General features: G+C 69.6%; 15 protein-coding genes. 9 read left to right on the top strand and 6 right to left on the bottom strand.

The features are described from left to right. Window positions 1-153: 153 nt before the first annotated feature. Complete coding sequence (locus tag ACWEPL_RS22345; protein ID WP_452437342.1) at window positions 154-2,217, top strand: alpha/beta hydrolase-fold protein; 2,064 nt, start codon at window positions 154-156, stop codon at window positions 2,215-2,217. On the opposite strand, the gene ACWEPL_RS22350 is transcribed toward ACWEPL_RS22345, so the two are convergent. Together ACWEPL_RS22350 and ACWEPL_RS22355 are read right to left on the bottom strand one after the other, a co-directional pair. After that, window positions 2,189-3,667, bottom strand: coding sequence for an Nramp family divalent metal transporter (locus ACWEPL_RS22350; RefSeq protein ID WP_452437343.1), 1,479 nt, complete (start codon window positions 3,665-3,667; stop codon window positions 2,189-2,191). The two genes, ACWEPL_RS22345 and ACWEPL_RS22350, sit on opposite strands and share 29 nt — an antisense overlap. Before the next feature lie 219 nt (window positions 3,668-3,886). Continuing rightward, a complete protein-coding gene (locus tag ACWEPL_RS22355; protein ID WP_452437344.1) occupies window positions 3,887-4,558 on the bottom strand; it encodes a nuclear transport factor 2 family protein in 672 nt (223 codons plus the stop codon). 261 nt (window positions 4,559-4,819) lie between these two features. Between ACWEPL_RS22355 and ACWEPL_RS22360 the strand changes: the two genes are divergently transcribed. Then, on the top strand, window positions 4,820-6,076 hold the full coding sequence (locus ACWEPL_RS22360) for a hypothetical protein (protein WP_452437345.1): 1,257 nt from the start codon (window positions 4,820-4,822) through the stop codon (window positions 6,074-6,076). Window positions 6,077-6,780: 704 nt separating this feature from the next. Here the strand turns inward: ACWEPL_RS22360 and ACWEPL_RS22365 are convergent. Then, complete coding sequence (locus ACWEPL_RS22365; protein WP_452437346.1) at window positions 6,781-7,404, bottom strand: VC0807 family protein; 624 nt, start codon at window positions 7,402-7,404, stop codon at window positions 6,781-6,783. Between the two features lie 124 nt (window positions 7,405-7,528). On the opposite strand from ACWEPL_RS22365, the gene ACWEPL_RS22370 reads away from it, so the two are divergent. Continuing rightward, the gene (locus tag ACWEPL_RS22370) at window positions 7,529-8,086 is read left to right on the top strand and encodes a TetR/AcrR family transcriptional regulator C-terminal ligand-binding domain-containing protein (RefSeq protein ID WP_452437347.1); all 558 of its coding nucleotides are present in this window, start codon (window positions 7,529-7,531) and stop codon (window positions 8,084-8,086) included. 260 nt (window positions 8,087-8,346) lie between these two features. Here ACWEPL_RS22370 and glgC read toward each other — a convergent pair whose 3' ends face one another. After that, a complete protein-coding gene (gene glgC, locus ACWEPL_RS22375) occupies window positions 8,347-9,567 on the bottom strand; it encodes a glucose-1-phosphate adenylyltransferase (RefSeq protein ID WP_363972472.1) in 1,221 nt (406 codons plus the stop codon). A 198-nt stretch (window positions 9,568-9,765) separates the two neighbouring features. On the opposite strand from glgC, the gene glgA reads away from it, so the two are divergent. Then, window positions 9,766-10,938 (top strand): glycogen synthase, encoded by a 1,173-nt coding sequence (glgA, locus tag ACWEPL_RS22380; protein WP_452437348.1) that lies wholly within the window; start codon window positions 9,766-9,768, stop codon window positions 10,936-10,938. 94 nt (window positions 10,939-11,032) lie between these two features. Here the strand turns inward: glgA and ACWEPL_RS22385 are convergent, their stop codons facing one another. Further along, on the bottom strand, window positions 11,033-12,193 hold the full coding sequence (locus tag ACWEPL_RS22385) for a TrmB family transcriptional regulator (protein ID WP_452437349.1): 1,161 nt from the start codon (window positions 12,191-12,193) through the stop codon (window positions 11,033-11,035). 91 nt (window positions 12,194-12,284) lie between these two features. Here ACWEPL_RS22385 and ACWEPL_RS22390 point away from each other — a divergent pair, with 91 nt between their 5' ends. Beyond that, window positions 12,285-15,620 carry a S8 family serine peptidase gene (locus tag ACWEPL_RS22390; protein ID WP_452437350.1) on the top strand — a complete coding sequence of 1,112 codons (3,336 nt, stop codon included), beginning with the start codon at window positions 12,285-12,287 and terminating at the stop codon, window positions 15,618-15,620. A gap of 48 nt (window positions 15,621-15,668) precedes the next feature. On the opposite strand, the gene ACWEPL_RS22395 is transcribed toward ACWEPL_RS22390, so the two are convergent. Beyond that, a complete protein-coding gene (locus ACWEPL_RS22395) occupies window positions 15,669-16,073 on the bottom strand; it encodes a nitroreductase family deazaflavin-dependent oxidoreductase (RefSeq protein WP_363972461.1) in 405 nt (134 codons plus the stop codon). 141 nt (window positions 16,074-16,214) lie between these two features. Between ACWEPL_RS22395 and ACWEPL_RS22400 the strand changes: the two genes are divergently transcribed. The 4 genes from ACWEPL_RS22400 to ACWEPL_RS22415 are packed head-to-tail and all read left to right on the top strand — an operon-like array spanning window position 16,215 to window position 20,294. Continuing rightward, window positions 16,215-17,249 (top strand): LacI family DNA-binding transcriptional regulator, encoded by a 1,035-nt coding sequence (locus tag ACWEPL_RS22400; protein WP_350727006.1) that lies wholly within the window; start codon window positions 16,215-16,217, stop codon window positions 17,247-17,249. Between the two features lie 21 nt (window positions 17,250-17,270). Continuing rightward, a complete protein-coding gene (locus tag ACWEPL_RS22405) occupies window positions 17,271-18,536 on the top strand; it encodes a sugar ABC transporter substrate-binding protein (RefSeq protein ID WP_363972457.1) in 1,266 nt (421 codons plus the stop codon). A 16-nt stretch (window positions 18,537-18,552) separates the two neighbouring features. Further along, entirely contained in the window at window positions 18,553-19,476 is a 924-nt protein-coding gene (locus ACWEPL_RS22410) for a carbohydrate ABC transporter permease (RefSeq protein ID WP_363972454.1), read from the top strand. After that, on the top strand, window positions 19,473-20,294 hold the full coding sequence (locus ACWEPL_RS22415; RefSeq protein ID WP_363972451.1) for a carbohydrate ABC transporter permease: 822 nt from the start codon (window positions 19,473-19,475) through the stop codon (window positions 20,292-20,294). The genes ACWEPL_RS22410 and ACWEPL_RS22415 overlap by 4 nt, the downstream gene beginning before the upstream one ends. The last annotated feature ends 4 nt before the right edge of the window (window positions 20,295-20,298 follow it).

A 20,298-nucleotide genomic window follows, 5' to 3' on the forward strand; every position in this document is an offset into this window, starting at 1 on the left:
CTTCTGGACGTCTTCCGCCGCTGAGCCCGAGCCCCGCCGCCCCCCCCCCCCGGCGCGCCCGGCCGGTAGGCGGTTGACACCGCCACACCTTCACCACGAAACTCTCCCGAAACACCGCAAGGTGCGTACTGTAAACGTTTACGGGAGCGGTTGATGCGCAAACCCCGCTGGCTCGCCGTGCTCGCCGTCCTGGCGTCACTGACCTTCCTGGCCGCTCCGGGCGAGACGGAGGTACGGGCGGGCGGCACGCTGGCCGCCGGCTCCGCCCCGTCGCGGGCACTGGGCGAGAACATCGCCTTCAACGTCTACCTGCCCACCGGCTACGACCGCGGCACCGACCGCCACCCCGTGCTCTACCTGCTCCACGGCCGGGGCGACACCATGCAGGCGTGGACCCGGGTCAAGACCCTGCTCGACGACATGATCCGTACCAGGCGCATCCCGCCCGTCATCGCCGTCATGCCGGACGCCCCCTGGAGCGAGCGTGGCAGCTGGTACGCCGACTCGCGCTACACCGGCGCCGACCTGCCGGGAAGGCCGGTCGAGACGGCCCTGACCAGGGACCTGGTGGCGTACGTGGACGCGACGTACCGTACGGCGCCCATCAGGGAGGCCCGCCTGGTCGGCGGGTACTCGATGGGCGGCGCGGGCGCGCTGCGGTTCGCGCTCGCGCACCAGGACCTGTTCAGCGCCGCCGCCGTGCTCAGCCCGGCCGTCTACACGCCGCTGCCGCCGTCCGACTCCTCCGCCCGCGACTACGGGGCGTTCGGCAAGGACGGCGAGAAGTTCTCCGACGAGGTCTACCGGGAGCTCAACTACCCGGCCCTGCTGCCGAAGCTGGATCCCGACCTGCCGGTGCGGCTGTTCGTGGCGGTCGGCGACGACGAGTACGCCAACCCGGACCCCGCCGACGCCCGCCACGACCTGGACTTCGAGTCCGCCGCCCTCTACAACGCCGCCCGGCGCTCGCCCGCGCTCTCCGCGCAGCTGCGCGTCCTGGACGGCGGCCACGACTGGACGGTGTGGGAGCCCGCCTTCGAGCAGGCCATGGCCGAGCTCGGCCCGGGCCTCAGCGTCACGCCGCCGACCGGCCTGCCCGCCCCGCTGTACGGAACGGCCGGCCCCGACTGGGCCGGGGGAGTGGCGGCCCACGCGGACGGCTCCCTGACCATCGGGTACGCGGCCGGCGGGAACGCGGTCCTCACCCGCGTCGGCGGCTGGACCAAGCAGCTCGGCACCGCGGCCGACGAGCGGTTGTACGGTGTGGCGGCCCTGCCGGACGGCGGTGTGCTGGCGGCCGGCTATACCAAGGGCGACCTGGACGGGCGGCACGCGGGCAACACCACGGACGACGCGTTCGTGGCCAGCCTCGACGCCGGCGGGGCCGTCCGCTGGATCACGCAGTTCGGCGTGCCGGGCGTGGCCGACCGCCTCTACGGCCTGGCCGCCGCGCCCGACGGCGGCGCGTACGTCGTGGGCTACACCAAGGGCGCGCTGGACGGCGCCAACGCCGGTGACAAGGACGCCATCCTCGCCCGCCTCACTCCTGGCGGCGAGGTGTCCTGGATCCGCCAGTACGGCGGCGCGGGCGAGGACAAGGCCTACGGCGTCGCCGCGGACGCCTCGAACGTCTACGTCACCGGCGGCGCCGGTGCCGCTCTACCGGGCACGACCACGCCCGGCGGCTGGCTGGCCGCGTTCGCGACGGACGGCACCAGGAAGTGGGCCGCCACTGCGGGCGGCACCGCGAGCGACCGGCTGAACGCGGTGGCCGTCACCACCACGGGCCTGGCCGTGGCCACGGGCGGCGTCGGCGGGGACGGGTACACCGCCGCCTACACCAGCCAGGGCAAGCAGCGCTGGCAGCACACCCTCGCCACCCCTCTTGCCGAGGCCGGCGCCGCCGTGGTCCCGCTCGCGGGCGGCGAGGTCGAGGTCGCCGGCTACACCCGGGGCCGGGTGAGCGTACAGGCGGGCGGCGCCGACGTCCTGACGCTGCGCCTGGACGGCAAGGGCCGGCAGCGCGCCGCGGCCCAGCTCGGCACCGCCAGGGACGACGGCGTGGACGCCTTCGCTGAGCCCAACCTGTACGCGACCGCCACCCCGTCGGGCGAGATGGCGATCACGGGCCTGACCTACGGCGTCCCGAAGGGCGGCGACGCGCCGGGCAACGGCGACGTCTTCCTCGTCAGAACGTCACCAGCGGATCCCCGATGAAGTCGGCGATGAAGTTGACGAAGAAGAAGCCGAAGAACAGGAAGTTGAGCACGAGGATGACGTAGTGCCACGGGCGCGGGCGGGCCGGGCGCGGCAGCTTGCTGTTCAGGTACATGAGCAGGAACGGGTAGATCAGCGCGCCCAGGTTCGACATGTTGGCCGACCACTCCACCAGGCCGACCGGCAGCGACTGGAAGATGATGATCGAGATGAGGACCAGCAGCAGGATCATGAACGGGTAGTAGAACCGGCGCGGGTCCCCCGCGATCAGGGCGCGCAGGCGCGGGCTGGTGGCGTTCGCCGCGTCGGTCGCCACCCGTACCATCGCCTCGAAGATGCCGAGCTGGGTGGAGAAGAGGATCAGCACGCCGATCACGAGCGCGGCGTAGAAGCTCACCTGCCCGTACTGGTCGCCGAGCGCGCTGGCCACGAACGTCGGCACGTTCGCCCGGGTGGGCTTCTCCCCGGCCATCGTGACGGCCTGCGCCATGAGGATCGTGGGTAACAGCATGCCGAGGATGGCTCCGACGAAGAACACGCCCCACATGTCGGTCAGCAGCAGCCGGTACCACCTGCGCCACAGCCCCCGGTTGAGCTCGTCGTCGGGGAACGTCACGCCGCTGGCCAGGATCTCGCGCCGCTCGCCGCGCAGGCCGGAGATGTAGCCGACGCGGTAGCCCATGCCGTAGCCCTTGTCGCGGTAGTGGCCCATGACGTACCAGTTCAGGCCCGAGGCCAGCGCGGTGAACCCGGCCAGGGCGCCGAGCTGCGTCGCCGTGATCCCGGCGGGCGGGGCAGCCGGGGTGAGGAAGCCGCGGATGCCCTCCCACCACTGGCTGAACGGCACCACGAGCAGGTCGACGGCCAGGAGGGCGAGGAGGATGGTGCCGACCATCAGCCAGTTCGCCAGCTCGAGCGCGCGGCTGACGCGCTTGGCCCCCGCGGTGATCAGGAACACCAGCACCAGCAGGCCGATGGCCCACCAGCGCGGCTCGAGGTCGTCGGCCGCGGGTGGGACGCCGTGGACCAGCGCGTACACACCCTGACCCGCCGACGCGGCCCATCCGCCCGCGATGAACGCGAAGATCACGATGAGCACGGACAGCGGCACCCAGAGCGGCCACCCCGGCGGCACCCGCCCCCAGCCGACCACCGGCGTCTCGCCGGTGGCGAGGACGTACCGCGAGCACTCGACGTTGTAGAACGTCTGCAGCAGCGCCGACACGACGATGACCCAGCCGACGCCGACGAATCCGTACTGGCCCACGTTCAGGGGGCCGAGCAGCCATTCACCGCTGCCGATGGAGATGCCGAGCGCGATCAGGCTCGGACCTATGGCGTACTTGAACAGTTCCTTGGTGCCGATCTTGGAGACCTTGAAGACCTCTTCCGGCGTGGGTAGGTCGGTGACTTCGAGATCCGGTCGGCTTACTCCGAGTGGGTGCGACATCTCACTGCCTCCTGCCGCCAGAGTGATCCTCTACTTGGTCGTCTACAAGACCCAAATGCATACAGAATGCGGAATGCCGAACCACGGGGCCATCAGGGTTGTGGGGATACCGGTCGCTGACCCCTGACCCACAAGCCCTGGTTCCTGGCTTCCAAGCCTTTGCTCTCGAAGCCCTGAGCCATAAGCCCTGGGTTCTGCTTTGACCCCCCGGGCTTGCGGTCAGGCGTACTGCAGATCGGCCCGGACGATGCGTCCGTCGGAGACCGTGAAGTCGTAGTGCGCCCGCCACCCGCCGGATCCCGCGGGGGCCCAGTGGACCAGGAGCTTCTGCCCGTTCGACCGCCGCTCGGCGATGGAGACCACCTTCAGGGTGCCGCCGATCACCTCGGCGCGCGCCCACTCGCGAATGGCGTCGTGCCCGCGGATGGGACGGGTGACGTCGACCACCACGCCGTCCGAGGCGAAGGCGGCGACCAGGGCGTCCAGGTCACGAGCGTTCACGGCGTCCACGTAGGCCCGCACCTCCCGCGCCACCCCCGCATGCCCGCCAGTGGCAGCGCTCGGCAATGCGCCCCGACCGCTGGAAGGGCTTCCGGCGTCGCCGTTGTCGGGGTCGGCCTCCGAGCCGCTCGCGGGGCAGGTAGCGGAGCCCGGCGGTATGGACTCCTCGGCGGCGGGGCTCTGCGATGTGGATCGGCCGGTGGCGGGGCTGGTGGCGGGGCTGGTGGCGGGGCTGGTGGCGGGGCTGGTGGCGAGGCCGGCCGTGCGGCAGGTGCTGGGAGCGGTGGCGGGGGTGGTGGCTGGGGTGGTCCCGCAGGCGCTTGCCAGTAGCGCGCAGGCGGCGAGTGACGTCGCCACCGTCCACCGCCCGCGCCGAAGTCGCGTCGTCATGGTGGCGATCATGTGGTGCCCGAGCCCCGCAGGTCCAAGACCTGGGGCCATAACCAAAAGCTATCGCCTTTGGGAACGATCTTCCCAAGATCGACATCACCGCTCAACTGGCCGCATGTGTCATCAGCTGAGGACATACCCGAGCGATCTTGGTTGAGGACGTCGACAAAGTGACGAGAGGTTCCGGGCGTGCCGTTACGCCGCGTTACGGTGATAACTACTTAGAGTGACAAAGTCACCACGTGATAACGGGGGGAGATCATGAAAGGTAACTTCATAGCAGCCGGAGCCGGTGGTGCGTTGATCGTCGCTGCCGCGCTTGTCGGGCTGGCCGGCCCGGCCAGTGCCGCCCAGGGCGACCTTTGCGTATCCGATGCCTGGAGCACGCTGAAGATCGACAAGACGGGCGTGTACGCCGGTCGTCGCAATGCAGACGCCTGTGACAAGCACGACGGTTCGTTCCGTAAGCAAAAGGACGACGAGAAGCAGCACGACTTCGGTCGGGACGAGAAGGACTTCGACTCGCACGACCAGGAGAAGAAGGACTTCGACTCGTACGAGCAGGACGATTCCTACGAGCAGGATGACTCCTACGAGAGCGACGAGAAGAAGGACGACTTCGACCGGTACGAGAAGGACTACGACCGGGACGAGAAGAAGTTCGACGACGAGAAGTTCGACAAGAAGAAGCACGACGAGAAGTCCTACGACTCCGAGGAGTCCGAGCAGTCGTACGACTACGACCGGGACGAGCAGTCGTACGACAACGACTGGTCCGAGAAGAAGGTCGACGACCAGAAGAAGCGCGACAAGAAGTTCGACTACGCCGATTACGACGAGAAGGCGTACGACAGCGACCGGTACGAGCAGGACTACGACTCCTACGACCGGGACGAGAAGGACTACGACAGCGACCGGTACGAGAAGGACTACGACTCCTACGACCGGGACGAGAAGAAGTTCGACGACGAGAAGAAGTTCGACAACGACCGGCAGGAGTGGGACTCCGACTCCTACGACCGGGACGAGAAGTCGTACGACAGCGACCGGTACGAGCAGGACTACGACCGGGACGAGAAGAAGTTCGACGACAAGAAGAAGCACGACGAGAAGTCCTACGACTACGACGAGTCCGAGCAGTCGTACGACTACGACCGCGACGAGCAGAACTACGACGATTCCTACGAATCCTCGCGTGACGAGAAGCAGCGCAACGACGGGTTCGAGAAGAAGAAGAACGACTACGACGACGAGAAGTACGACTCCTACGACAACGAGAAGAAGTACGACTCTTACGACGACGAGAAGTACGAGTCCGACGACGACGACGAGAAGTCTTACGACTCCTACGACGACGACCGGAACGAGAAGAAGCACGGCAAGAGGCACGACGACAACGACGACGACCACAAGCACCACCACCACTGGGGTTGGCCCTACAAGTGGGACAACACCCACGGTTGGTGGCCTTGGAACGGTGACTGGGGCTACTACTGGCCTTGGGGCGCTCGCTACTGACGGACAGTTTGATTCGGGCTCTCGGGGACGCGTCGCGGCGCGCCCCGGGACCCCACCCCGCCGCACATCCCCACCCCTGTGAACCGATCTCCGCAGCCGGGTGCCAGATCTTCGCACTCAGCGCTTGATGGGAATGTGCGCCCCTCCTCACACTTGTCCGCGCCACTGCTCGCGCAGTCGGACGCGGCAACCCTCCCCCCTGAACGGCCAGGCAAAGGGCGCTGCTCGCGCTGCCGGATGTGGCGCCTTCCGACCCCTGTACGGTTTGGGCAAGTGCATTCAGATGCCGTTTCCTCCGACGCCTGTGCGGCCGGGCGAAGAATGCTGCTCGCGCGGTCGGACGTGACGTCTTCCGCCCTCTGCGCGCTGAGTGAAGTGCGGCCAGGTGCTACGCCCTTCGACGTTTCTGTGGCCGTGGGAAGAGTGCTGCTGCCCGTGTATTCGGATGTGACGTCTTCCGGCCTCGTGCGGCGGGCGACGTGCATTCGGGCGCCATATCTTCCGATCCCTGGTGCGTCCGGGCAGGGAGGCCCTGTGCGGGCGGGGCGGAGGGTTGGGTGGGGCCAGTGTCCTGCGCGGGCGGGCGGATGGAGGGTCGGGTGGGAGTGCCCTGTGCGGGCGGGCGCGGGGAGGGTCTCCTGTGGGGCGGAGAGGGGCCTGTGTGGGCGGGCGGAGGCGTCGTGTGGGCGGGGTGGAGGGTGAGGTTATGTGGTTTGGTGGTGGGCTGTGGCGGCTTGTTCGCCGCGGCGGCCGTACCAGGCGCTCCATGCCGCCACCAGCGTCAGCGTGCCGATCAGCAGGGCCGACGACAGGCCCGCCATGATGTCCACCGGGAGCAGGTAGATCAGCGGGATCCGCACCACCGACTCGGTCACCAGGGCCGCGGCCCAGGTCAGCGTCATGACCATGTACACGCGCCGGAACTTCGGGTCCGCCTGGTAGAGCACGTCCCAGCGGGCCGCGGTGGCCGCGTCGTCGGCGCCGAAGCGTTTGGCCATCCCGTACGCCGCCGGGTGGCCCGCCACGCAGGTGGCCACCAGGACGACCGCCATCACGCCGGTGGTGACGGACTTGACGGCGAGCATGAAGCGTTCGTCGCCGGTGAGGAAGGCGAGTGCGAGCCCGAGGCCGAAGATCAGGCACATGAAGGCGGCGAAGCCGTCCAGTCTGCGTTCCCGGATCCCGACGTGGGCGGCGCGCACGAAGCCGGTCAGGGAGGCGCCCAGCAGGGCGAGGTGCTCGTTCACGCCGAGGGCGCGTAAGGCGTAGTACGCGGCGACCGGAGGCAGGACGTCCCACAGGGCGACCTTGATCAGAGAACGGTTCACGTGCGGCTCCTTTCGTCGGAGCGCCGGCGGATGTGTCCGCTCGCCCCCTTAACGCGAAGAATTTCGCTTCAAGGTAAACACGGCGGAAGTCCTAATGCAAGAGGTCTCGCGTTAAGGTGGGTGCATGCAACCCGCACGACGGCCCGGTGGCCGCAGCGCGAAGGTCCGCGCGGCCGTCCATGACGCGGTCATCGACCTGTTGCGCGAGGAGGACTGGGACACGCTGAGCATCGCCCGGGTGGCCGAGCGATCAGGGGTTCACCAGGCGACGATCTACCGCCGCTGGGGGACGCTGCCCGCGCTGGTCGACGACGCGGTGACCGAGCAGCTCGCGAAGGGCTCGCCGGTGCCCGACACGGGCTCGCTGCGCGGCGACCTGGAGGCGTACGCGATGCAGGCGGCGGCCGATGTGGCCGGTCCGCTGGGCCACCTGTACGTGCGGGCGGCCCAGGTCAGCACGCGCAGTGAGGACTACCAGACGTTCATGGCTGAGCGGGCTGTGCAGCTCGAGGTCATGCTGACGCGGGCGCGGGAGCGTGGCGAAGATCCGCCTGGGCTGCTGGAGCTCATGGAGGTGGTGCTCGCCCCGATCTACTACCACGCGATCTTCTTCAACCGGCCGATCGGGCCCGAGCACGCCAGGACGTACGTGGACCGGTTGCTCAGACTGCGGGCCGGTTAGGTGGGCGGCTGCCAGGGCTGCTGGCTGGGTGGGCGCTCAGGTGGTCAGGCGATGGGCTGGATGGGGCGTGCGTGGGCTGGCTGCTCGGCCCGTGCGTCGGCTCGGGCCGCGGGCCGGCTAAGACTGCGGGTCGGGTCGCAGGCTGCTTGGGCTGTGGGCTGCTTGGGCGTGCGTGACCGGCCGGCCGGCGCAGGCTGCAGGTTGGCGCAGGCTGCCGGCCGGGTGGTGTGCGTGGGGTGGCTCGGGTGTGGGCCGGGTGGTCAGCGGTCGACGATCTCGTTCTTGCCGATCACCACAACCCCTCCCCTGGTCAGGGCGAACCGGGTGCGGTCGTAGTCGAGGTCGAAGCCGATCCTGGCGCCGTCGGGGATCACGACGTTCTTGTCGATGATCGCCTTGCGGATGACGGCGCCCCGGCCGACCTTGACGTTCTCCATCAGTACGGAGTCCTCCACCAGCGAGTGCGAGTGGAGCACGACCTTGGGCGACAGGATGGACCGGATCGCCGTGCCGCCGGAGACGATCACGCCGGGCGACACCAGCGAGTCGATGGCCCGCCCCACCCGGTCGCCGTCGTTGTGCACGAACTTGGCCGGGGGCAGCGGATCGTGGCCGGTGAAGATCGGCCACTTGTCGTTGTAGAGGTTGAAGACAGGGTGCGCCGAGATGAGGTCCATGTGGGCCTCGTAGTACGCGTCGAGCGTCCCCACGTCGCGCCAGTAGCCGCGGTCGCGCTCGCTGGAGCCCGGCACGATGTTGTTCTTGAAGTCGTAGACGTCGGCCCCGCCCGACTTGACGAGCATCGGGATGATGTTGCCGCCCAGGTCGTGCTTGCTGGTCGGGTCGAGCGCGTCCTCCCGCAGCGCGTCGATCATCGACTGGGTCTTGAACACGTAGTTGCCCATCGACGCGTACACCTCGTCGGGGGAGTCCGCCAGCCCCACCGCGTCCTTCGGCTTCTCCCTGAACGCCACGATCCTGCGCCCCTGCGGATCGGTCTCGATCACGCCGAACTGGTCGGCCAGCGACAGCGGCTGCCTGATCGCCGCCACCGTGACATCGGCGCCCGAGTCCTCGTGCTGCTCGACCATCTGACGCGGATCCATCCGGTAGATGTGGTCGGCCCCGAACACGATCACGTGCTCGGGCATCTCGTCATAGATCAGGTTCAGGTTCTGGAACAGCGCGTCCGCGGACCCCGAGAACCACCGCGGGCCGAGCCGCTGCTGCGCGGGCACGGGCGTCACGTAGTTGCCGAGCATCGCCGACAGCCGCCAGGTGCGCGAGACGTGCCGGTCAAGACTGTGGTTCTTGTACTGGGTCAGTACGACGATCTTCAAGAAGCCGCCGTTCGCCAGGTTGGACAGGACGAAATCGACGAGCCTGTATATCCCCCCGAACGGCACCGCCGGTTTCGCCCGATCCGCCGTGAGCGGCATGAGCCTCTTGCCCTCTCCACCTGCCAGCACAACCGCAAGCACCCTCCGGGACCTCATGCCCAGGACGCTACCCTCAAATGGCCGATCTATCGACGAATCCCGGCATGGAGACCTCCCTTCGTGTCCAGATTTGTTGCGCAATGGACGTCGGGAGATCGTCGAGCCGCTCAGGTTGACCTCTGGCGCGAAACTCGCTGCTTGTGGTGGCCCGCCGGCCGCGGCCCACCATAAGGTCGTCTCATGCGTGTTGATCTGCTCAGCCGGGAGTACCCGCCCGAGGTGTACGGCGGGGCCGGGGTGCACATGGAATACCTGGCCAGGGAGCTGCGGAAGCTGGCCGACGTACGCGTGCGCTGCTTCGGAGCCGACCGCACCGAGCCCGGCGTCTCGGCCTACCGGGTGCCCGAGGGACTGGCGGCCGCCAACGCGGCGCTGCAGGTGCTCGGCGTGGACCTGGAGATGGCCGCCGCGTGCGAGGGCGCGGACGTCGTCCACTCGCACACCTGGTACGCCAACTTCGCCGGGCATGTCGCGAAGATGCTGCACGGCATCCCGCACGTGATCACCACGCACAGCCTGGAGCCGCTGCGGCCGTGGAAGGCCGAGCAGCTCGGCGGCGGCTACACGATCTCGTCGTGGGCCGAGCGCACCGCCCTGGCGAGCGCGGACGCGGTCATCGCGGTATCGGAGGGGATGCGCCGCGACGTGCTGTCGGCCTACCCCGAGATCCCGCCGGACAGGGTCAGCGTCATCCACAACGGCATCGACACCGCCGAGTACGCCCCCGATCGCGACCTCGACGTGCTGGAGAAGCACGGGGTGGACCCGCACCGCCCGTACGTCGTCTTCGTGGGCCGCATCACCCGGCAGAAGGGCCTGGTCCACCTCCTGCGCGCGGCGCGGTCCTTCGACCGGGACGCCCAGCTCGTGCTGTGCGCGGGCGCGCCGGACACGCCGGAGATCGCGGCGGAGGTCACCGAGCTGGTACGCGGCCTCGACCGGGACGGGGTGTTCTGGATCCAGGAGATGCTGCCCAAGCCCGAGGTCATCCAGCTGCTGACGCACGCGACGGTGTTCGTGTGCCCGTCGGTGTACGAGCCCATGGGGATCGTGAACCTGGAGGCGATGGCCTGCGAGACGGCCGTGGTGGCGACGGCCACCGGCGGCATCCCCGAGGTGGTGGCCGACGGGGAGACGGGCCTGCTCGTCCCGATCTCCCAGGGGCCTGACGGCACGCCGTACGATCCCGACCGGTTCGCCGCCGACCTGGCCGAGCGCGTCAACGCGCTGCTGCGGGACCCGGCGCGGGCCAGGGCGCTCGGGGTGGCGGGGCGGGCCAGGGCCGTCGAGCACTTCTCCTGGGAACGCATCGCCCACCGCACCATGGATCTTTACGCGACCCTGCGGCCCTGAGGCCCCACGAGGGTTCTGGTGGGGTTGCGGCCGTGGGTTGCTACGTCACGCCGGCCGGCCGGGATGAGGGGAGCGGAACGCACCGCCCCTGATCTCACACCAGGCCGCGGCGGCTGGCCTGGGCGCCGGCTTGGAAGCGGGTCTCCGCGTTGAGCTCGTCCAGGAGATGACGCAGCCGGCGGCGTAGGGTGCGGGGGCTGGTGCCGAGCTGGCGGGCGATGGCGTCGTCCTTGAGCCCGGCCGCGAGCAGCGCCAATAGCCTGCGGTCCTCCAGGCTGAGCGCACCGGCCGCAGGGCTGAGGGCACCGGCCGCAGGACTGAGCGTCCCCGCGGCAGGGCCGGGCGCACCCGCAGTACGGCCGAGCGCCCCCTGCGCAGGACCGGGCGTTCCCTCCGCAGGGCTGAGCGGTGCGGCCTCAGGGTCGAGGTCGGCGACCGGTGATCCGGGATCGGTCGTCTCCAGCCGCGAATCACCGAGCTCCTGCCAGAGCTCCGGCCGTACCGGAAGCGCCTCCCGCCACATCCGCTCGAACAGCTCCACCAACGCCATCACCATGGTGGACCCCGTGATCAGCACGCCGCGCGTCAACGGCGAGTCCATCTGCAGAGGCATGACCGCCCGCCACCGGTCGACGATCGCCATCTTGAACGGCAGCTCCGGCAGGACCCGCGCCTCCTCACCAGCCTTGATGAGGTTGCCCACCTCGTCGAGCGCCCCCGTGTGGTCGAAGGCCTCCGGCACGTAGATGGTCCGGTAGCGGACGCCGCTGCGGAGCAGGCCGGTCTGGAGCGGGTTGTGGTAGTCCAGCACGTACGGGGGCCGGTCGAAGGTCAGCACCTCCTCCTTGGCCTCCTGCTGCAACCGTACGTACCACCGGGCCTGCTCCTCGGGCCCGGCCAGGACCTCCAGCTGACCGCCCTCATCCGTCCCCTGGCCGACCGTGCGGAAGGCGGCCTCCAGCTCGTCGGCGGTGTCGGTGAGCCGGTCGAGCTCGCCCTGCATGCCGCGCACCAGCGAGCGGATCGCGGCGCCCGGGTTCGTCGCCGTCCAGCGGGGCGAGCGTCCCCACAGGCGGCTGACCATCCCCTTGGCGCGCAGCCGGCTCAGGGACGACTGGATGCGCCCCGCGCTCTCGCCGCTGCGCCTGACCAGCTCCTGCACGGTGATGCCGGGACTGGCCAGCACCCCGCGATAGACCCGCTCGTCAAAGGCGCTGATGCCCACGACCTCCAGCGCCCGACCCTCCTCAAGCATGCCCACGATCTTGGCCAATTCCGGCAGTTGCCGCAATAGGCCACATCAACCACCTTGTCGGCAAATTTCACTGACAATTAGAAATCGGGATGTGCTTCAAAGAACCGCCCTTCTGGGCGTCGTGGTAACGGCCCTGATCGCCGCCGCCACGCCGGCCCAGGCGGCCCCCACCCCCGCCCCCTCCGCCAAGGCGACCGCCCAGCCGGACAAGCCGTCCGGACCGCCCAAGACGATCACCCTCATCACCGGCGACAAGGTCACCCTCCGCGAGCTCCCCGACAAGCAGACCCAGCTCGACGTCAAGCCCGGCCCCGGCAGGGAGAAGGTCACGTTCGTGCACCGTCGGGGCAAGGACGGGCTCAGCATCGTCCCCACGGACGCGATGCCCCTTCTGGCCGCCGGCCGCCTCGACCCCCGGCTGTTCAACGTCACCCGGCTCGCCGCGCTCGGCTACGACGACGCCGCCAGCCCGGCGCTCCCGCTGATCACGACGTACCCGGACCAGGCCGGCGCCGCCACGCTGCGCGCCGCGGGCGGGCGCCCGCTGCCCGCGATCAACGGCGTGGCGCAGAGCGAGCCCCGCACCGGCGCGGGCACGCTGTGGAAGTCCCTGACCGGGCAGGCCAGGACGGCCGCGGCCGTGCCCGAGAAGATCTGGCTGGACGGCAAGGCCAAGCTCTCCCTCGACGTCAGCGTCCCGCACATCGGCGCGCCCCAGGCCTGGGCGGCCGGCCACACCGGCAAGGACGTGCCCGTCGCGGTCCTCGACTCCGGGTACGACCCCGGCCACCCCGACCTCCAGGGCCTGGTCACCAAGACCCAGAACTTCACCGACGAGCCCGACGTCCGCGACCTCAACGGCCACGGCACCCACGTCGCCGCCACCATCGCCGGCTCCGGCGCCGCCTCGGGCGGCAGGTACAAGGGCGTCGCCCCCGGCGCCAAGCTGCTCATCGGCAAGGTCTGCGTGCAGAGCGGCTTCTGCCCCGACTCGGCCATCATCGAGGCCATGACCTGGGCGGCCGAGAACGGCGCCCGCGTCGCCAACCTCAGCCTCGGCGAGGCCGACTCCATCGGCGTGGACCCCGTGGAGCAGGCCGTCAACAGCCTGTCGGAGAAGTACGGCACGCTGTTCGTCATCGCCTCGGGCAACGACGGCCCCCAGACGGTCGGCTCCCCGAGCACCGCGGACCGCGCGCTCTCCGTCGGCGCCTCCTACCGCGACGACGACACGGTCGCCCAGTTCAGCAGCACGGGCCCGCGCGTGGGCGACGCCGCGGTCAAGCCCGACCTGATCGCGCCGGGCGTGGCGATCGTCGCCGCGCGCGCCGCGGGCACGGGCCTGGGCTCGCCGATCGACGACTCGTACACCGAGCTGAGCGGCACCTCCATGGCCACCCCGCACGTGGCCGGAGCCGCCGCGATCGTCGCCGGGCAGCACCCCGACTGGAAGGCCGACCGGATCAAGTCGGCGCTCATGGCCTCCACCGCGCCCGGTGACGAGCTGGGCGCCTACGTCCAGGGCTCCGGCCGCGTGGACGTCGCCCGCGCCGTCACCCAGCAGATCACCGCCGAGCCCGCCAGCCTGAACCTGGGCGAGATCGAGCTGCCCAGCCCCGCGCCCCGGGAGCAGACGCTCACCTACCGCAACGACGGCGACGCCGCCGTCCGGCTGGACCTCAGCGTGATCGCCAAGGACGGCGAGGGCGCGACGGTGACGCCGTTCAAGCTCGGCGCCCCGGCCGTGGAGGTGCCCGCGCACGGCACCGCCCAGGTCAAGGTGACCGCCCAGCCGGGCCCGATCGGCATGTTCAGCGGCACGGTCATCGCCAGGAACGCCGGCGTCACCGTCCGCACCGGCATCGGCATGCGGGTCGAGCCGGAGAAGCGCTCGCTCAAGCTGACCTTCACCGGCACCGACGGGCGGCCCGCGCAGGCCGCGTTCGCCGGCGTGATCGACCTCGAGGCCAAGGAACAGGTCAACTACGACATCGCCGGCGGCACGCTGGACCTCAGGCTCCAGAAGGGCCACCGCTACACCGTCGTCACCCTCATGATGGACAGCGACGGCACCATGGTGATGGCCGCCGACCCGGAGTTCACGCTCGACGCCGACCGCACCGTCGCCGCCGAGGCCCGCAAGGCCCGCCCGGTGACCGTCCGCACGGAGGAGCCCACCGCGCGGCTGGCCGTCGGCATGCTCGGCATGCTCCAGCTCGCCGAGGGCGTGCAGGCCATGGGCGTGGACGTCGACCTGGCCGGCATGTGGGGCGCGGAGCGCGTCGAGGGCATCAAGGCCATCCCGACGGCCCGCACCGTGAGCAAGAACTTCGCCTTCTACCGGTGGACGCAGTGGGCCAAGCCGAAGGCCGACGGCAGCTATGACGACAGCCCGTACTTCTACCACCTGATGAAGGCCGAGCCGCGCATCCCCGCCGACCCCGGCTACCAGCCGCGCCGCCGTGACCTCGCCGAGGTCACCTCCACGTACGCCACGCAGCACGACGCCAAGTTCGGCGAGCGCTTCGCCCTGCCGGTGCTGTACGGCAAGGAGCTGGCCTGGATGCCGTACGGCCAGGTCTCGCGCTTCTCGCTGCCGTTCCGCAGGACCGAGTACTACACGCCCGCCGACACCGGCTGGTACCCGTCCTTCATCCAGTACCAGACGCCGCCGGACGGCTGGGACGACGTCGACCAGTTCTTCTTCGGCGACATCACCTCCTACCGGGCCGGCACGAAGACCACCGACCGCTGGAACGCCGGCGTCTTCGCGGCCGCGCTCAACCCCGACGGCGACTACAACTGGCGTGACGAGAACCTGATGCAGTTCTCGGCCGGGCTGTTCGAGGACAGCACGCCGGACCGCGTCTCCTACGGCGACTACATCGCCCCGCAGGCCAAGGTCTACCGCGACGGCAAGGAGATCTATGCCGCCGACTACCTGCCGGGCTCGGTCGACGTGCCCGCCGAGACGAAGGCGAGCGAATACCGGCTGACCATGACCGCCGACCGCGAGGCGAAGCAGACCAAGGTCTCCACCCGGGTCAGCGCCGAGTGGAAGTTCAGGTCGAAGTCGGCCGAGCCGGGCAAGCGCCAAGTGCTGCCGCTGCTGACCGTCAAGATCGCCCCCGAGCTGGACGACCGCAACCGGGCGGCGGTGGGTCTCATGAGCATCCCGCTGAGCGTCCAGCGCCAGGACGGCTCGCCCGACCTGCCGCTCCGCAAGCTCACGGTGGACATCTCCTACGACGACGGCCGCACCTGGCTGCCCACGCTCGTGCACCCGGCGGGCAACGGCACGTGGGCCGCGCAGACGTGGCACCCGGTCAGCGCGCGCGGCGGGTTCGCCTCGCTGCGCGTCAACGCCGCCGACACCGGCGGCAACGGCTTCACCGAGACCGTCATCAGGGCCTACCAGCTCAGATGACGTGATGGAAGCCCCGTCGCGCCCCGACCGGGTGCGGCGGGGCACCCGTCATTTGACGCGTTCGAGCACGACGACCGGGATATCGCGGTCGGTCTTCTTCTGGTATTCGTCGTAGTCCGGCCAGGTGCGGGCCATCAGCTCCCAGAGCTCCGGCTTCTCCTCCTTCGAGGCCGTACGGGCTCGGGCCGTGAACTTGTCGCCCTTGACCTGCACCTCCACCTCGGGGTTGGCCAGGATGTTCTTGTACCACTCGGGGTGGTCGGGATCCCCGCCCTTGGACGCGACGACCACGTAGTCGTCGCCGTGCTTCTGATAGATGAGTGGCGTCGTGTAGGAGCGTCCGGACCTGCGGCCCTTCGTGGTGAGGAGGAGGACTGTCGTGTTGTTCCAGTCGTGTCCCTCCTCGCCGTTGGTCTCCTGATAACGCTGTACGTGTTCCTTGCCGTAGAGCATGATCCACGACTACCCATCGAGGGCGTGACCTCACCGTTACTCGCCGGGGTCTGTACGAGAAGTTAACAACCCTGGCAGGATGCATGTGTGTAAGCGCTTACAGTCCATAGTGGAAGCGCTTACACAACAGGGAGACGCTCGATGGACGTGACCATCTACGAGGTGGCCCAGCGGGCCGGCGTGTCGATCGCGACCGTGTCCCGGGCGCTGCGCGGCACCGGCCCGGTCGCGGCCAGGACGCGCGAGAAGGTGCTCAAGGCGGTCGAGGAGCTCAACTTCACGCCCAGCCGCCTCGGGGTGAGCCTGGCCGAGGGCCGCCACGCCGCCAACGGCATCGTCTTCCCCGACCTCGCGGGCCCCTACTACACCGAGGTCCTGCTCGGCTACGAGGAGGTCGCCTCCGAGCTGGGGCGCTCCGTCGTCATCCTGTCCACCAAGGGGCGCACGCGGGTCAACGACCTGGTCAAGGACCTCGCCGGGCGGGTCGACGGCATGCTGATCTTCGGTCACACCGTTCCCGAGCCGCTGGTCGCCGAGCTGGTGCGGCTCGGCATGCGGCTGGTGTTCATCTCGCGCGACCCGCTGACCGGCGCCGACACGCTGCGCAGCGAGAACCGGGCCTCGGCGGGAGAGCTGGCCGCCCACCTGGCCGGGCACGGCTACGAGCGCTTCGCCTTCCTCGGCGCGCCCATGGCCAGCCAGGACGACGTGGACGAGCGCTGGCAGGGCGTGCGGGCGGTGCTCGGCGGCGCGATCGAGGCCGTGGACACGCGCCACTACACCGTCGAGTGCGGCTTCGAGGCCGCCAGGGACCTGCTCAAAGGCAAGGGCAGGCCCGAGGCGATCATCTGCTCCGACGACGAGGTGGCGCTGGGCGCGCTGCTGGCCGCCGAGGAGCTGGGCCTGAGCGTGCCCGGCGACCTGGCCGTGACCGGCTGGGACGACATCATGGCCGCCCGCCACGCCCGCCCGGCGCTGACCACCGTACGCCAGCCCATGCGCGAGCTCGGCGCCCGCGCCGCCCGCGCGCTCGACGAGCTGATCACCCGCGCCCGCGACCTGCCCCGTCACCAGAGCCTGCCCACCGAGCTGGTGGTCCGCTCCAGCTGCGGCGACCACCCCGAGACGTCACCGAGCCCTGACCGCCGAGCCGGAGATCCGTTCCGGCCGCGGTGACCAACCCCCAGGAGGTAGTCCGTGAACACCACCACCCGGCGCGCCGCGGGAGGCGTGCTGGCCCTCGCGATCCTGGCGGCCGGCTGCGGCCGCAGCGCAGACAGAACTCCTGAGCAGGCACAGAACGTCACGACCGGCAAGATCACGGGGGAGGTCACGGTCTGGGCGATGGGCGAGGAGGGCAAGGCGCTCGGCGCGTTCGTCAAGGACTTCGAGGCCGCCAACCCGGGCGTGAAGGTCAACGTCACGGCCATCGGCTGGGACGTGGCGCACGACAAGATCACCGCGGCCATCGCGGGCAGCGCCACGCCGGACGTGAGCATGGTCGGCTCCACCTGGTCGGGCGAGCTGGCCAAGACCGGCGCGCTGGAGCCGACCCCCGGCAATCTGGTCGACAAGTCCGTGTTCTTCCCCGGCGCCTGGCAGACGGTCGACGTCAACGGCACGGCGTACGGGGTGCCGTGGTACGTCGAGACCCGCGTCCTCTACTACCGCACCGACCAGGCGAAGAAGGCCGGCGTGGAGCCGCCGAAGACGTGGGAGGAGTTCACCGCGTTCGCCAAGGCGCTCAAGGAGAAGGGCGGCGCCAAGAACGGCTTCAACCAGAGCTACACGCAGGGCGCCTCCTGGCAGGAGGTGCTGCCGCTCATCTGGCAGGCGGGCGGCGAGATCGTCAAGGACGGCAAGTACACGTTCGACACCCCCGAGGCGCTCACGGCGCTCAAGCAGTACGCGTCGCTGTTCACCCAGAAGCTCGCCCCCAACAACACCCCGGAGGGCGCCTTCCCGCAGAGCTTCATCAAGGGCGAGGTCGGCGGCTTCTTCTCCGGCCCGTGGATGGTCGGCGTGCTGAACAACGACGGCGGTCCCGGCTTCAAGGACCAGTTCGACGTCGCGCCCTACCCCAAGGGGCCGGTCTCGGCGACCAGCTTCCTCGGCGGATCCGACATGGTGGTCTTCAAGAAGGCCAAGAACCGCGACGCGGCCTGGAAGTTCATCCAGTGGCTGAGCGAGCCGAAGGTCCAGGCCAAGTGGTACACGACGGTGAAGTCGCTGCCCGCGGTCGCGGCGGCCTGGCAGGAGCCGGAGCTGACCGCCGACAAGCAGCTCGCGGTCTTCGGCGAGCAGCTCAAGGACGCCAAGACGCCGCCGCCGTTCCCGACGTGGGAGCAGGTGGCCAGGGTGCTGGAGACCGAGCTGGAGAAGCTGGCCCGGGGCGCGCAGACGCCCGAGCAGACGCTCAAGGCGATCCAGTCGCAGGCCGACACGATCGGCACCGGTCTGTGAACAGGAGGGAGGGCCCATGAGCGTGGCGGTCCCCGCTCGCCGGGTGGCGCCGATCAGGCTCAGGGGCACGTTACGCCAGACCGGCATCGGCTGGATCTTCATCCTGCCGTTCGTGGTGCTGTTCGCGGTCTTCTACCTGGGCCCGCTGCTGGTCGGCATCGGCATGAGCTTCACCGACATGCGCAGCACCGACGTGAGCGACCCGCTCGCCGTCAACGTGGTCGGGGTCGACAACTACCTGCGGCTCATGAACGACGGCGCCATGCGCAAGGCGGCGCTCAACACCGTGGTCTTCGTGGTCACCGCGCTGCCGCTGACCATCGGGCTCGGGCTGGCCGCGGCCGTGCTGCTCAACTCGGGGATCGCCCGGCTACCGGCCGCGTTCTTCCGGCTCGGCTACTACCTGCCGAACATCACCAGCATCATCGGCATCGCCGTGGCCTGGAAGTTCCTGCTGGAGCCGGAGGCCGGGCTGGTCAACCGGCTGCTGGAGCTGGTGGGCGTCCAGGGCCCCAACTGGCTGCAGAGCACGTCCACCGCCCTGCCGTCGATCATCGTGATGACGGCCTGGCGCAGCTTCGGCTTCAACATGGTCGTGCTGCTGGCCGCGCTGCAGAGCATCCCGAGGGAGCTGTACGAGGCCGCCGAGGTGGACGGCGCCGGACGCTGGGCCCGCTTCCGCGCGGTCACCGTCCCCTCCCTGCGGCCCGTGCTGCTGTTCTGCACCGTCTACAGCTCGGTCGGCTTCATGCAGTTTCTCGAAGAGCCGCTGGTCATGACCAGGGGAGGCCCGCTCGACTCCACGCTGTCGGCCTCGCTGGCCATCTTCGGCCAGTTCGGGGTCGGCAACTACGGCTACGCGGGGGCCGCCTCGTCCGTGCTGTTCGTGGTGATCGTGGCGCTGGCCGTACTGCAACTGAGGCTGGGGAGGCGCAGATGAGCCGGACCCGCCGCCAGCGCGCGGTCGTCTACCTGGGGCTGAGCCTGGGGCTGGCGCTGGTCGCCGGGCCGTTCCTGTGGACGGCGCTCAGCGCGGTCAAGCCGGAGCGGGAGATCAGGCGCGACCCGCCGACGTTCTGGCCGGAGACGTTCACGCTGGACAACTTCGCGGAGCTGTTCCAGCGGGTGAACATCGGCAACGCCTTCGCCAACAGCATGCTCATCGCGCTCGCGCTGGTCGCCACCAACCTGCTGTTCTGCTCCATGGTCGGGTACGCCTTCGCCAAGCTGTCCTTCCGCGGCAAGAACCTCGCCTTCGGCCTGGTGCTGGTGCAGCTCGCGATCCCGGCGATCGTGCTCGTGGTGCCGCAGTTCGTGCTGATCGCGAAGCTCGGCATGGTCAACACGTTCATCGGGATCATCCTGCCGACCGTGGTGACGCCGCTCGGCGTGTTCATGATGCGGCAGTTCATCGCCGACCTGCCGGACGAGCTGATCCACGCGGCCAGGGTGGACGGCGCGGGAGAGTTCCGGATCTTCTTCACGATCATCCTGCCGCTGTGCGGGCCGCCGCTGGCCACGCTGGGGCTGATCACGTTCCTCGGCTCGTGGAACAACTTCCTGTGGCCGGCCGTGGTCGCGCAGAGCGAGAACATGTACACCCTCCCGGTCGCGCTCAACATCCTGAACGGGCACGAGGCCACCCACTACAACCTGCTGGTCGCCGGGTCGGTCGTGGTGATCGCGCCGATCCTGTTCCTGTTCGTCTTCCTGCAGCGCTTCTTCATCCAGGGCATCGCCACCACCGGCCTCAAGTAGAGGA

This window comes from Nonomuraea sp. NPDC004186 (assembly GCF_053603495.1).

Coding starts and splice junctions, on each gene's coding strand:
- ACWEPL_RS22345 (WP_452437342.1), top strand. CDS start 154: ATGCGCAAACCCCGCTGGCTCGCCGTGCTCGCCGTCCTGGCGTCACTG.
- ACWEPL_RS22350 (WP_452437343.1), bottom strand. CDS start 3,667: ATGTCGCACCCACTCGGAGTAAGCCGACCGGATCTCGAAGTCACCGAC.
- ACWEPL_RS22355 (WP_452437344.1), bottom strand. CDS start 4,558: ATGACGACGCGACTTCGGCGCGGGCGGTGGACGGTGGCGACGTCACTC.
- ACWEPL_RS22360 (WP_452437345.1), top strand. CDS start 4,820: ATGAAAGGTAACTTCATAGCAGCCGGAGCCGGTGGTGCGTTGATCGTC.
- ACWEPL_RS22370 (WP_452437347.1), top strand. CDS start 7,529: ATGCAACCCGCACGACGGCCCGGTGGCCGCAGCGCGAAGGTCCGCGCG.
- glgA (WP_452437348.1), top strand. CDS start 9,766: ATGCGTGTTGATCTGCTCAGCCGGGAGTACCCGCCCGAGGTGTACGGC.
- ACWEPL_RS22385 (WP_452437349.1), bottom strand. CDS start 12,193: ATGCTTGAGGAGGGTCGGGCGCTGGAGGTCGTGGGCATCAGCGCCTTT.
- ACWEPL_RS22395 (WP_363972461.1), bottom strand. CDS start 16,073: ATGCTCTACGGCAAGGAACACGTACAGCGTTATCAGGAGACCAACGGC.
- ACWEPL_RS22400 (WP_350727006.1), top strand. CDS start 16,215: ATGGACGTGACCATCTACGAGGTGGCCCAGCGGGCCGGCGTGTCGATC.
- ACWEPL_RS22410 (WP_363972454.1), top strand. CDS start 18,553: ATGAGCGTGGCGGTCCCCGCTCGCCGGGTGGCGCCGATCAGGCTCAGG.
- ACWEPL_RS22415 (WP_363972451.1), top strand. CDS start 19,473: ATGAGCCGGACCCGCCGCCAGCGCGCGGTCGTCTACCTGGGGCTGAGC.